6 protein-coding genes are annotated in these 13479 nt (G+C 48.8%); 2 read left to right on the top strand and 4 right to left on the bottom strand.

What is annotated here, in order from left to right; genetic code table 11:
* The first annotated feature begins 345 nt into the window (after positions 1-345).
* Positions 346-1785, top strand: a complete 1440-nt coding sequence (locus TERTU_RS12720; protein WP_018015782.1) for a hypothetical protein — start codon at positions 346-348, stop codon at positions 1783-1785.
* A gap of 76 nt (positions 1786-1861) precedes the next feature.
* Positions 1862-2482, top strand: coding sequence for a vWA domain-containing protein (locus TERTU_RS12725; protein ID WP_015817227.1), 621 nt, complete (start codon positions 1862-1864; stop codon positions 2480-2482).
* Between the two features lie 203 nt (positions 2483-2685).
* Here TERTU_RS12725 and TERTU_RS12730 read toward each other — a convergent pair whose 3' ends face one another.
* From TERTU_RS12730 to TERTU_RS12745, 4 genes are all read right to left on the bottom strand, one after another.
* Positions 2686-7977 carry a hypothetical protein gene (locus TERTU_RS12730; RefSeq protein ID WP_015817281.1) on the bottom strand — a complete coding sequence of 1764 codons (5292 nt, stop codon included), beginning with the start codon at positions 7975-7977 and terminating at the stop codon, positions 2686-2688.
* 17 nt (positions 7978-7994) lie between these two features.
* On the bottom strand, positions 7995-11126 hold the full coding sequence (locus TERTU_RS12735; protein ID WP_228378148.1) for a TonB-dependent receptor plug domain-containing protein: 3132 nt from the start codon (positions 11124-11126) through the stop codon (positions 7995-7997).
* Positions 11127-11531: 405 nt separating this feature from the next.
* Positions 11532-12236 carry a FecR family protein gene (locus tag TERTU_RS12740; RefSeq protein WP_038003075.1) on the bottom strand — a complete coding sequence of 235 codons (705 nt, stop codon included), beginning with the start codon at positions 12234-12236 and terminating at the stop codon, positions 11532-11534.
* Between the two features lie 261 nt (positions 12237-12497).
* A complete protein-coding gene (locus TERTU_RS12745; RefSeq protein WP_228378149.1) occupies positions 12498-13121 on the bottom strand; it encodes an RNA polymerase sigma factor in 624 nt (207 codons plus the stop codon).
* Between the last annotated feature and the right edge of the window lie 358 nt (positions 13122-13479).

A 13479-nucleotide genomic window follows, 5' to 3' on the forward strand; every position in this document is an offset into this window, starting at 1 on the left:
GGGGCGCACGTCAGTCAAAACCGAACATTCTACGACCATTTCAGTCTCAATTGAGACTAAAGCACCACATTCCCAGTAAGGTGGCGCATTGTAACTGATTTGCTTGATTCTTTGACTGGTTTGTGAAAGCTTGTTTCTTTGACTGGTTTATGGAAGAGAGTTCCCGGCTAGCTCGAGGCCGGACCTCCCTCAATGAGCGGCTAACTGCCACAATTCGCCATAATTGATCACTCTCTGACACGAAATCACCCCTTCATACCCACTTTTGGCCACTAACCTCTGCTGCGGATGGATTTCCAGCTCACTTGGAAGTCCCGTACAACCAATACTCGCAGAGGTGCGACTATGACCACCCTCAACTTGCAAGCCGCGCTGGGATCGTGGCCAACTTTCCTAATTCTTTTACTCGGTGCCACACTGGCGCTCTATCTTGCCAGGCAGCCGGCACATCAGACAATCAACGCTGTGTTTTTTGCTCTCTACCGGATGCTGCGCACTTGTGCCTGCACTGTAAACAAAACCCGCCAACGACTAGCCAACCGAAATCGGGATGTGCTGCTTGAACAAGGTCGTCAGCATGCCGAGCGCGACTTGGAAAAAGCCTTCTTCGAGATAAACAAATTCGTCCAAAACGACCTTGGCGGCTACCCCCAACTGCAACGCGACATCCAGGAAACCGTGAACCGCATCCGGGATGACTACGACAATAGCCGGGAGGTGCCGACTTCGGCACCTGACTGGTTGGAAGCCGTCAACGCAATCGCGACCATTAAACAGACCGACCCGGCGGCGGCGACAAACGGTAGAATCCTCGAGCAAATTCATCACTCTGCCGACGTTCAGCACAAGGAAAATCTCGCGGCTTACCGAAAAAGCACTGCCAACCGTCATCGTATTCTAAAAGCGATGACGCCCTACTGGCGCAAGCTTGCATACAGCGTGGATGAGGTGGGCAATCGGCTAAAAGAAATAACAACGCGTGCACAAAGTATTGATCAGCAGATGCTGAAATTTAACGAGATAGTTGCAGGTACCCACCAGGCAGAGCGCGCACTGAAAGCTTCTTCGATCACTCAGTTTGTGATCGCCGCCTTGGTGATAGCCGTTGCTGCGGGGGGCGCCTTCTTTAACTTTCATTTAATTGCCCTGCCAATGTCCGAGATGGTGGGTTCCGCCCAACGGATTGGCGGAGTAAAAGTTGCGGACTTAGCGGCATTGGTCATTATTTGTCTGGAGACCACCGCAGGTATATTTCTGCTGGAAAGCCTGCGCATTACTCAACTATTCCCGCTTATTGGCAGCATGGACGATCGTGTGCGGCGAGCCATCATGATTTGTGCAAGTTGTTTGCTGTTAATACTCGCCAGCACCGAGTCCGCATTGGCATTTATGCGCGATCAAATTGCGTTAGATCTCGCGAACCTGCGGGCGTCTCTCGCCGGCGTAGACAGTGCTGAAGGGCACAGTGGAATTAACAGCTGGATACCGCTGGCTGCGAATATGGTGCTTGGGTTCATCCTGCCGTTGGCGCTGACCATGGTCGCAATTCCGCTTGAATACTTACTGCAAACCGCGCGCACTCTGCTGGGCAGCCTGGCCGAAATTCTCCTGGCGGCGTCGGTGAGCATTCTGCGTCTAACCGCTTCGGGAATTAAACATACCGGTGTTGTGGTCATCGGCCTTTATGATCTACTTATTGCCGCCCCGTTGTGGGTGGAAAACCTTATCCGGCAAAAACAGCGCAAAGCAGAAAATCAATACGCGGCGCAAACCGAAGAATTTTGAGGGACACTCCATGAGACAACTTACTAGTGCAATTATTAGTGTAAAACCGTGGGGCTTTCGAGCATGTTTGCTGACTATGTTTTTACTCGCAGGTTGCGGTGAATCTTCGCCAGACGCCCGCTACGCGAAAGGGATCTACTTACTCCTGGACACCTCCGGCACCTACACACAAGAACTGGCCAAAGCGCAACAGGTTATTAATTACTTGCTGGCCACTTTGGAAGCTGGCGACGCCTTCGCGGTGGCGCGGATCGACAGCGGCAGCTTCTCAGAAAAAGACATCATAGCCAAAGTGGTTCTCGACGGTCGGCCGTCGACAGCAAACAAACAGAAACGGGATTTTGCCCGACAAATTGATATTTTTGTCAAACAGGTAAAAAGCAGCGCTTATACCGATATTTCCGGGGGTATTTTGCAGGGCGTGGAGTACCTGAACGAAGCCAAGGTTGGACGTAAAACCATTATGATTTATTCAGACCTGAAAGAAGACCTTCCCACAGGTTACGTACGCGACTTCGATCTGACCTTAGATGGATTTACTGTAAAGGCACTAAATGTAACCAAACTGCGCGCCGATAATCAGAACCCGCAAGCGTACCTGAACAGACTGAGCCAATGGAGCGATAAAGTGGTCGGCGGCGGAGGCAACTGGCAGGTTATCAATGATTTAGACAAACCGGAGGCCCTTACGCTCTAGGGCAATCTATAAGTGACTGGCTTTAGCTGGGAGCAAAGCCAGTCACGACTGTACATATTTCAATCGATATATCGCAAAAAGGTTCGCCAATCTAGCCTGCTAACACTAATTTGGTTATCAACTATCTATGCAAAACCAATATTGGAGCCGCAAATCACATCAAATTTATCGAATCGGATGATCGTTAGGATATTGATTATCGTCTAGTGGAGCGTAATCCCTTCTTTCTTTGCAAACGCCCGCAAGCTTACCTCGCCATCAGCCGTACTAATCTGAATATTAAGATCGGTAAAGTTCTCCGTTACCTCGCTGGTAAAACACGGCTGTGCAGGGTTGATATTACAGGCGAACAACAGATGATTCTGCGTGAGTGGTAGCCGATATATGCCGAGGCTGGGATTAACAATCACACACGGCATGGGCCCCGCGCCGTCGGTACACAATGCAATCGACACGGGATCCGGCTCAGGTTCGGGCACAAGATTAATTCCCTCATTCTCTGCAAACACCCGCAAGTTCACCGCGCCATCCGGCGTGTTGATCTGAATATTAAGGTCTGTAAAGTTCTCCGTTACCTCGCTGGTAAAACACGGCTGCGCAGGGTTGATATTACAGGCGAACAACAGATGATTCTGCGTGAGTGGTAGCCGGTATATGCCGAGGCTGGGATTAACAATCACACACGGCATGGGCCCTGCGCCATCGGTGCACAGTGCAATCGGCACGGGATCCGGCTCAGGTTCGGGTGCAAGATTAATTCCCTCATTCTCTGCAAACACCCGCAAGTTCACCGCGCCATCCGGCGTGTTGATCTGAATATTAAGATCGGTAAAGTTCTCCGTTACCTCGCTGGTAAAACACGGCTGCACAGAACTGATGTTACAGGCGAACAATAGATGATCCTGCGTGAGCGGTAGCCGATATATGCCGAGGCTGGGGTTAACAATCACGCACGGCATGGGCCCGGCTCCTTCCGTACACAAGGGGATAGCGACTGAATCAGGCTCAGGTGTCGGCGTCAGGTCAATACCTTCGTCTTCGGCGAAATCGCCCAACGTGATCTGCCCCGCTGCCGTTGTAATCGTGATATTACCCGAATTAAAATTATCCGACGCCTCCGTAGAAAAACAGGGCGTTGCGGAATTAATTGAACAGGCGAACAACGCCGAATGCTCCGCGTCCAGCAACAAGCGAAAGGGGCCCAAATCGCCATTTATTAGTAGGCAGGGCAGTGGCCCCGTGGCGTCGTCGCACTCCGGAATGCCCACCGTTGCCGACAGGGAAAAGTATTGTGCTATGGAAAACACCTGGTCATTGGTCAAGATGCCTATCAGAGCACCGTCATCATCAAAAACCACGCACGGGGCTGTATCCCCATTGTCTTTACAAGCGGGAAGAGTACGCTCCGCAAGAGTGAAGCGCTCGTCGTTCGAAAGAAATACCGTTACGATGTTATCGATACCGAACACGCGATTTATACAGACCGGTTGTGGCGACTGACCACACTCAGCAGGCCAGTTTAAGAAATCACTCAGCAGTACATTAGTTTCGCGACCGTTACGTTTAAAATACCCCGGGTTCAAACTGTCATCCAACATCAGGCACACATTAAAATCTTCGCCATCCCGACACACTGGTATGCTATTGGAAACGTCTATCTCTACACGCTCTACCGAATTGTTCGTCAACAACAGACACGGAAATGTCGTACCAGCATTGTCGCATATAGCTAGTGGCGCCGGCCCTTTGATATTGAGGTTGAAAACCCCCTCCTCGCTTTTGAGAAACTCAGCACAGGTCGTGGCATCCGGCTGTTCAATACATGAGGGAACTTGCACCAACGGATTGAGCCACACCGAAGCAAACGTATTTGCATCCGGAAAAATGTTCACACACGGATAGTTGTCAACCCCATCACAGCGATCCGCAAAAAGACTGCGATCCACATAGGCCATTGAATGACCGTTAGCGAACTGAATTTTTTCCGGAGTTCCTAATGCGGTAAATTCGATACACAAACTCGAGATGTCGCTCGCGCAGTTCGCGATTGCGGTGTCGCCATCAATTTGAAGGCTTGCCGGTGTCAGCGGGTCATCACCATTAAAACAAGGAAATACCGGATTATCGCTAGAGCATGCGGCCAGTTTTGGCTTGCAACCTGGGCTCTGATTATCAAAATACGCTTGTTCGTAATTGGCGATAGTACCGGAATCACCCGATTTGTAACCATCATTTAAATCGACGTAGCGCGGAATATAGCAAATACTGTCCGAACCCGAGATAACGCCCGTTAATGGGTTGTAATTATTAATCTGTTCCGCGGTGCACTCGGGATAATACGCCTCAGGAAAATCCCCATAAGAAATGGACAGACGTAACATATAAAAGCTCGGTGCCGTATCGCTTACCGGGGCCCGCACAACACACGCCTGTCCACTCAAGATCACGGATGGTGTACAGGTTGGAAATGTAGATAAACTACAGGCAGTACCTTCGAGATAGCTTTCTTCCGTACAATCGGGCAAGCCTAACGGATCCGAGGAGCAAAGGCTGGTGCGCACTTTATGTTCATAAGGAACAGCACCATAGTAGGTGGTTTGTTGCAAGACCTCGGTCGGATAGGCCTGCGTATCGATAGGCGCATGAGTTGACTGCGACGCGCCGATGGCGGAGGTATCATAAATGAGAACATCCGAAGGTCCGAATGCCTTAGTCGCGAAATAGCGCGCAGTAAACAGTTCGTCGACCTGAGAGGCCAGCGTTCGCGCTCTTCCGCTATGGGTGTTATGTAACACGGTGGACTGCAACACGGGCGTAGTAAAATCAGTTTCAGAATCTACCAACTCAGCCATCGCGGCGGCTTCACAATCGAAAAACACATTTTTAAAGTGTGAGTGCGACATCAGAAACTCGCGTGTTTCCGCATCTGCAATATCGATGCACGCATCACTGGCCGATATAATCGAATTATAAATATTGACCCCTGAACCGTTTGCCAAGCGCAACCCCAGTTGAGGCCCAAAGCCGTGTAATATCTGACGATTACTGTACTGGAGCAGGGTACTTTCATAGACCAGTGTCACATTCGCTAACAGCGGGTTGGAACGGGGTGAGACGCTGCTGTCGGCGGAATGACTCTCACCAAACACGAGCGGCGAGGCTATATTATCTACCGTATTGTAAAGCGCGGAATTATCCAGAGGGTCGGTTACCGACTGGTTACGCGAAGCACTAACGACCGTTTTGGAAATAACGCCGGTGTAGCCGTTTTTCCAGTGAATACCACCAAAGGCATTATCGAGAATTCGACTGTCACGCACCGAGGGCGCTCCGCCGTCAATAATCAATCCACCAACCACGTTCATACCAAGCACCAAATGATCCAACGCCGATGCAGCACTCACACTATTTAGTGTTAAACCAACATCGGCTTCGTAGACGTGCATGTGCTGAATGCGGGTGTTAACACGAGTGTTGTCGTCGCCGCCGTGCGTAAACTCACCGTCAACAAGGCAAGGCGCTTCAGCCGGTGTCTCGCCATTGCACCGATTATTCGGCGCAGAACCATTAACCACAACACCCCGCCATTCGCTGTTAAATACTGGCTCGCGAATATCCCGATTATCGTCGTCAACTTCGCCGGTGCTTTTCAGTATGCCTTCTGCAAGAGCAAAATCGGTATCGAATGACGACAACACCACAGGCTCTGTGGCTGTCCCTTCGACCACGAACTGCCCATCCCGGTTAACAACAATACCGACCCCTTTAAAAAACAACAAGCGCGCTCCGGCATCCAGTGTAAATGACGAGGTATCTTCATCCGGGTTCCCATCACCGACAACAATATTTTCACTAACAACCCAGACGACCCGGCCGGATTCATCGGCCTCCGTATCTGGATTATCAGCAACGAAGGCATTCAGCCCGTCGAGCGCAAGACCTCGGGCAAGCACACAAATACGTGCAGACTCACCACTGACATTGCGACGTGCCGACGACAAACTGCCCAAGCCACCGCAATATGCGGACACAGGCACAGGTAAAACAATCTCAATACCGATGTCGTTACCCACATACCAACGCTCACTCGGATCGCCCTGATAGAGCGCGAACCCGATATTCATCAGAGTTTCACCCGTATCCGATTCAGACGTAAGAAACCCGAAGAATCGACCCGCATCGAGTGCCCCCTGATAGAAAGGGTCAGCCAAATCGATGTCGGGGAATTCACTGTCACCACCAACATCAAACGGAAAATAATCGCGTGACTGAACGTCCAGCGCGGGAATTGTAAACCCGTCGAACAGCGCCACACCCGGTTCTACGGACAAAAAATAAATGCCTTTCCCAGCGTCAGATTGTTGTCCAGTCTCACCTGCAGTAAGAACGTCGCAGGCCAATGCTACATTTCTAAGCTGGGCGCCCGCTGCTAGCGAATCGAAACAGGCATTAAAGCCCAGCACCACCGAATTAAACACCCGCAATACGGCGCTATCGCCTGTACTTACTGCAATACCCGATGCGGAGACTGAGTCCATGCTTCCTGCACCGAGAATGGATGAGTTCACTAACACCAATCGCGAGTGAGAATCAGCGGGCTTTGCCAAACCAGGCGAAGCAAGCAACGACGGCTCGACAGAAATTGCGTTATCTGCGGTTGTATGAAATAGTGAGCGTTTAAACCGGGGCAGTGCAGGCCCAATTACATCAAGCGCTGCAGCGCCGGCATTAACGATAGCCACCTCATCCAGATCAATCGCAGAGTTAATAATGTTTAACGCACTAGCTGGACTGTCAACGATCTGAATTGTCTTAAACGAATGGCTCAATGTATTTTCATCATTGACATTGGTAATGGTTAATGAGCCCCCCATCAGCACAAGCTTTTCGACTTTGAGCTGGCTATAGTTCGCGTCGCCACCACTCAGAGTTAAGCCGTTCCAGGTTCCTCCCGATTGATAAGGTTCGATACGCAGGCCAACATCAAAATCGCGACTGATCGCATGCCCGCCCGTCCTGGGAGGCACCCCCCTGAACCCCACATCGAAATCCGCGCCATCGCCAATAGTTAGCGATGCGCCTTCGCGCGCTTTGAGCACATAGCCATCTTCGACGACAAAGCCCGCACTCGAACCGGTCACAACCACATCACCGACAATAATCCACTGAATACGGTAACCACTGTTGATCGCAGGAAGATGTAATTTACGGTTTTCGAATACACCAGAGATTTCACAGAGCTGGGTCATATAATTATCAGTATTACCGGCGTCACTATCGACTGAAACGCTTTCGCTGACCTGTATATCAATCAGCGTCGCTCCAACTACACCCGCGCAAACAGACCCGGCTGGCACCACATGTTCGCCAATGGTTACAGTTTTTTCCTCCGGTTTTTTAAAGGTATCGGAACCTCCACAACCGGCTATCAGTGTTACCAAAGCCAGCGAAGCAATCAAATATCCTTTTGTAACTAAAGTTTCTAAGCTAAACATACTAACTCCACGGCGTATTAAATTTCGGCAGAAAGCTTAAGTTTGTAAGCGCGACCACGGTCGTAAACCCGATAATCATGCAAATCACCGATACTCTCGCTAAACTCACTCTCCAGCAAATTATCAATCGAAAACGAAACACCAATATCAGAAATCCCATACTGTATTTTCTTCTGAAAAAGGAGCTTCACGTTTTCAGTCGCATCTTCAGAAATCAGATCAAGATCGGGATCAAGTATGCGTGAATATTTTTCTCCGGTTCTGTTGTACGTCAGCGTGGCCGAAAAATCCCAAGGAAAATAGTCGTACCCAATTGTAAAATTAAAAATAGAATCGGGCTGATAACTCATTTGCCGAACGTTTTTTTCACTATCGCCTTCATCCTCGGCATTCACTTGGTGCACGTCAAACGCTTGGCCCAGCACCAGTTCAGAATCGACAAGTGTAAAATTCGAATTCGCAAATATTTCGCCGTCACCAACAGAAAACGTTTTTACTACCTCAACTTCGAAGCCTTCAACATGCCCTGAATCCGCATTGGCGTAGGTGTACTCCTCGACATTCGCATCGTGCAATGTTCGAAAATGAGCAAGCTCAATGGGGTTAACAAAATATTTTCTAAAATAGGCCAGTGATACGGATTCGGCAGTCGAAAAATAATGCTCTATGCGATAATCATAATTTTTGATTTCGGTGATTTTTATGTTCGGATTACCATAGATGCGCACCCCCAGATCAGTATCGTTAAAAGCGCCATCTGCCGCTTCGGTTAAACTTGGCCGAGCTACGGTCTCGGAATAAGCAAAACGATACTGGGTTTCATAAGGCAAATAAAACGTAAGGTTTAAAGCTCTTAGCGAATCGTCCGAATCAATAATGCTATTGTCGATCGTATCGGGTTCCTCAACAAACTGAGGCGCGAACACTTTATCCTGCGCGAAGGGCAATATACCCTGATGGAATATTTCTTCCCGACGTCCGACGGAGAGATCAAGTCGATCGATCCACGAAAAACTGAGCGTCGCGAAACGCGAGCGTATGCTGTAATCAGCGTCGTAAAGGCCAATATTTGTTGGGCCCTCGTTGGAAAGATCTTCGAAGAAATAATTAGCGCCGAACGTGGCAGGGCGTAAATAGTCATTAGGATTCAATGCGTAAGGATCGCAATTTTCCCCACACGCGATGATCGGCGATTGCCGTGGCGACAAGCCCGTCGGCAGTGCAATACCGTAGGTGTAGCGACGGAACCCCCTTTCAGACCCGAGATATCCGCCACCAATAGCCAAGCTGCCTTGAAATCGTTCAGTTTCAAACAAGTTTTGTTCGACCTGAATGCCAAGCTGCTCCAATTCATCATCGAGATTTTCGTAACTGCGAATATATTGCAACGTATCGAAGATGGGTTCCACCGGGTTGCCGGTGGAGTTGCGGGCAGTGCCATCAACCATAAATCGGTACGCAATTCGATCTGGCTGGTTGTACGTCGTGTTCGAGCGACTGGCCTGCCACGAAATTGAGGTTCCAATCGCAGATATGCTGTGATCACCAAGAAGCTGTTGCAGCACCGCCTCCCGTTCTGTCCACTGCAATACAACGTTACGACCAGTTTCATAGATCGATGGATTGAGCTTGTCTGGCCCACTAACCGCAGTATCGCCAGTGCTTGCAAAATATGTCGTTGCATAGTCAACGCTGGTAACTTTTTCCGCGTCACGAACCCAAACGGTATTCCAAGTAACTTGCTGACTTTCCCAAAGCTCTGCTGATAGGGTAAAAATACCTCCCCATTCAACATTATTACTCGAACGCTCACGCGCCGTTGTCCCTCGGGAAAAGGGACGGAATACCCGTATAGAAGGGTCATCGTCAGAATCAGCGGTATAATCTTCTACCTGTTTCAGGTTTTCATGCCTCAGATCCCAGTTGTTACTGTACTTAAGACCTGCAACAAAACCCCACCGGTGCATTCCGCCACCAAAGTTCCACCGACTACCGGTATTCACAGACGTGCTTAAATCCCACGGTATTTCCTGGTCTGTCACCTCATTACGCTGTAAAAACGATTCAGCTATTTCTTCATTTATGACCGCCAGATCACGACTACCGAGATTGGTGACGCCCGTGGTTTCAACAACAATATCAGGTCGATCACGGAGTCCGTCATCGCGCCCCAGCCAGTCTGATTCACTCCCGTAGTGCGATGGTGCAGATTTTCCGGTCACACTATCGATTTGCGTGGTTGAAAAAGCGTATTTTAAAAACCCACTATCGGGGATTTTAGGCGTATTAATATTGATATTTGCCGCAGTTGACTCGCCGGATTTATTCGCGCTGAATGATTTTTGGACTTCGATGTTGGTAAGTATGAACGAAGGAAACAGGTCCAGAGATATATCGCGTCGGTAAGGATCCGTACCGCCAAAGGCTGCATTGTTTATGGTGGTGGATACATATCTCCCCTTCAAGCCACGAACCACTGCAAACCGGTTGTCCTCAAGAGATACCGCACTCACTTTCGTCAAAGCGCCGGCAATACTTGATTCGTCCACCCGAGAGATATCTTCTATATCCAAAACATTTACAACTGCAGACGCATCACGCATTAAAGTCAAACTTGATGATGGCTGGTACTCTGCTCTAACTATAACCTCCTCTACCCGTCCTTCGCCGCTATCTGAATCCGGCAAAAGCACGTCCATGGTCAGATCCATACCCGCAACAACGTCGACTGACACCAGGACATCATCATAGCGATCCTGGCTAACCGTTATTTCGTATTGGCCTTCCTTCAAGCCAAACGTCAGTAAGCCTTTTGAATTTGTCTGTCCCAATGCGACACCATCGGCTAAAAAACATGCAGCGTTTTCCAGGGGCGTTCCACTGGAATTTTTTACCGACAAGCTCACTTCTCCGGTGGCGGCATCGTCCTTTTTCAACGGCGCTTTACGTGAACCTACCCGTATGTGCCCTGAACTATCCACAACGGCGGATAAATAAATGATCTGGTCCTCTTTCAGCTCAACAGTAAACTCGAGAATATTCTCACCTTCGCCTATTGAGACATCGTACCGACCAGGCTGCAAACCTGTCTCACGCAACTTGCCGTTTAGATCCGTTTTCAGAATCCGCCCATTAATTGTAACGGGCATAATTATCGCTTCGCTTTTTTTTATCGTCCGCACAACCAAATCAGATGCTGACGCGTTCGTACCGACCAATACAGCACCTGCAAATGTACAAACAAAAAACCACCTACGCATACCCCCCCCCTTGAGCCAAAAAGCCCATCCGTGACAACACCTTTATCACCCCTAAAATACTCACCACTAAGAAATGGGTTATATTTTTGTCGCACAAAAATACTGAAGGGGATAAAAAAGCTCTATTGAGCGCCACCAATTTAGGCCAGCGCAGTGAATTTTTTATGACATAAAATTATTTTTTACCTTTTTATCACAAAAAAAGGCCACCTAAAAAAGGCGACCTTTCATATAAAGCCTACACAAAATTACACAACAATATCCCGCAGCACAAATAGCTAAACGAATATCTTTCTACAAATCAACACTGTTGCCGCGGGCTACCATTATCACACTATCAGTGCGTCTCACATCCAGATCTAAAATCTCGCTTAAAATTTTCAGCGTCTCATCTACCGAATAAATATCATATGTACCAACAACAATATAATCTTTTATAGGTGGGTCAATAATTTTTATTGGGACGTCGGAATAACGTGTTAATTTGGATACCACCTCTGCGAAACTCATCGACTTAGCATCGATCACACCCTGACGCCAGTCTTTATACTCATCAACTTCAAACGTCCAGCGATTGATTTTATCCGCTCCCAAGTAGGAAAAGCCTTCACCAGCACTTACACGGTAATGTTGTTTTTCCAAGGCTGAAGAAATTTCGACAACGCCCTCGGTGACATCAACCGAAAAACCTCCTGGCCAGGAGTTCACATTAAACGCCGTACCAATCGCAATCACTTTGCTGTTATCGATATCGACAATAAAACGTCTGCCAGGATCTTTTGCCACTTCAAAATGAGCCTCACCTTCAATCAGCTCGATATTTCTTTCATTAGTACTATAGTGAGCACGAATTTTTGAGCCACGATCCAGCTTCAATTCGCTGCCATCAGAAAGGCTGAACTCTGCCAGAGTGTCAGGCGGTGCATGAAACAGGGCTTCTGCCTGCCGAGTTTGCGTAGTATAGGCAAAAAAAAACCGATTAATACAAAGCACGCGCATAATGCTAGCCCCAGCCAACGGTACTTAAGATGTAGTTCAGGGCTTTGTTCTTTAACATAAAACTCAGACGCGACCTGAAGCACGCAATCGCTAGTCATAATCGCGCGAGCTTCTTCTACCAACTTTTCACGACGAGCGCCTGCCATGCACCACCGCCTCATCAGCAGTCTCTCTTCCGGCGTTAGCGAACCCAGGCTTTCTTTCGCTACCCAAGTCATCGCTTGCTCAAACTCACTTCCGCCAATGAATGGCTCGCCTGCACTATTGACTAATTTTGACACGCGTTAAGGCTCCATTATCTGACTTTTGACATTCCAGCTTTCTTCGCGCTTTAACCAGATCGGCTATGGCACGGGACATATGCTTTTCCACAGCCTTCGTCGATAAACCCATGGCGACTGACACCTCCCTATAACTGTACTGTTTTACCCGCACAAGCGTGAAGACCTCACGCCGTTTTTTTGGCATCGACTGAATGACTCCACGATAGATAGACAACTCCTGTTCCGCTACCGCTATCTTTTCAGGGTTGTTGTCCGGCTCTTGAAGAGACTCCAATTCACCGATACACGACTCTGCAACAAGACTAGCCGCTGCCCGCAGGGACTTACGGTTTTGATCGATCATTAAATTCGCCGCGACCCTATAGGCGTAGGGTTCAATCGCCGCGGCGTCCAAATGATAATAGCGCACACGCGCTATAACTCTGGCGAGAGTTTCCTGCAAAACGTCATCCTGCTCCGAGTGGTCTGAGATTCTCCTAGCTATATAGGCCTGAAGACGCACGATCAGCTGTTTATCGAATTCCATTGGAGCCCGGCGCTCAACCAACGAAAGGTATTTGGTATTTGCCGCAGCCTGAGCCAGCATTTGTTGTCCCGACATCGCCAACCCGTAGAAAAGCAATCAACACTCTCTGTATAACGCACCGTGCCATAGCCACCCCCCAAATTATTTTCATCAAAAAAATACTAAGCCATTTTTATGGACGAAAAAATATCGGGAGAAAAAAACGAAAAATAATGATGATTTACAGGCCAACTTTACAACGAATTACGCCAAAACAGTACCAACAGTAGATGCGGCACTAATGAAAATGAGCCCGCCATCAACTAAGCGCTCACTTACCGGGCCAGCCAAAGGGTGTTTTATGGAACGCAATATTTCAACACAAGCACAGCTACTACATCCTCTTCTGGCGCCTTTCCTTTCATCACGCGAAAATTGAACGAATTATTAGTAA

The organism is Teredinibacter turnerae T7901 (assembly GCF_000023025.1).
Lineage (GTDB): Bacteria > Pseudomonadota > Gammaproteobacteria > Pseudomonadales > Cellvibrionaceae > Teredinibacter > Teredinibacter turnerae_B.

Excerpts from the sequence above, each read along its gene's own strand:
- TERTU_RS12730 (WP_015817281.1), bottom strand. The coding sequence starts at position 7,977 with ATGTTTAGCTTAGAAACTTTAGTTACAAAAGGATATTTGATTGCTTCG.
- TERTU_RS12740 (WP_038003075.1), bottom strand. The coding sequence starts at position 12,236 with ATGCGCGTGCTTTGTATTAATCGGTTTTTTTTTGCCTATACTACGCAA.
- TERTU_RS12720 (WP_018015782.1), top strand. The coding sequence starts at position 346 with ATGACCACCCTCAACTTGCAAGCCGCGCTGGGATCGTGGCCAACTTTC.
- TERTU_RS12725 (WP_015817227.1), top strand. The coding sequence starts at position 1,862 with ATGTTTTTACTCGCAGGTTGCGGTGAATCTTCGCCAGACGCCCGCTAC.
- TERTU_RS12745 (WP_228378149.1), bottom strand. The coding sequence starts at position 13,121 with ATGTCGGGACAACAAATGCTGGCTCAGGCTGCGGCAAATACCAAATAC.
- TERTU_RS12735 (WP_228378148.1), bottom strand. The coding sequence starts at position 11,126 with ATGCCCGTTACAATTAATGGGCGGATTCTGAAAACGGATCTAAACGGC.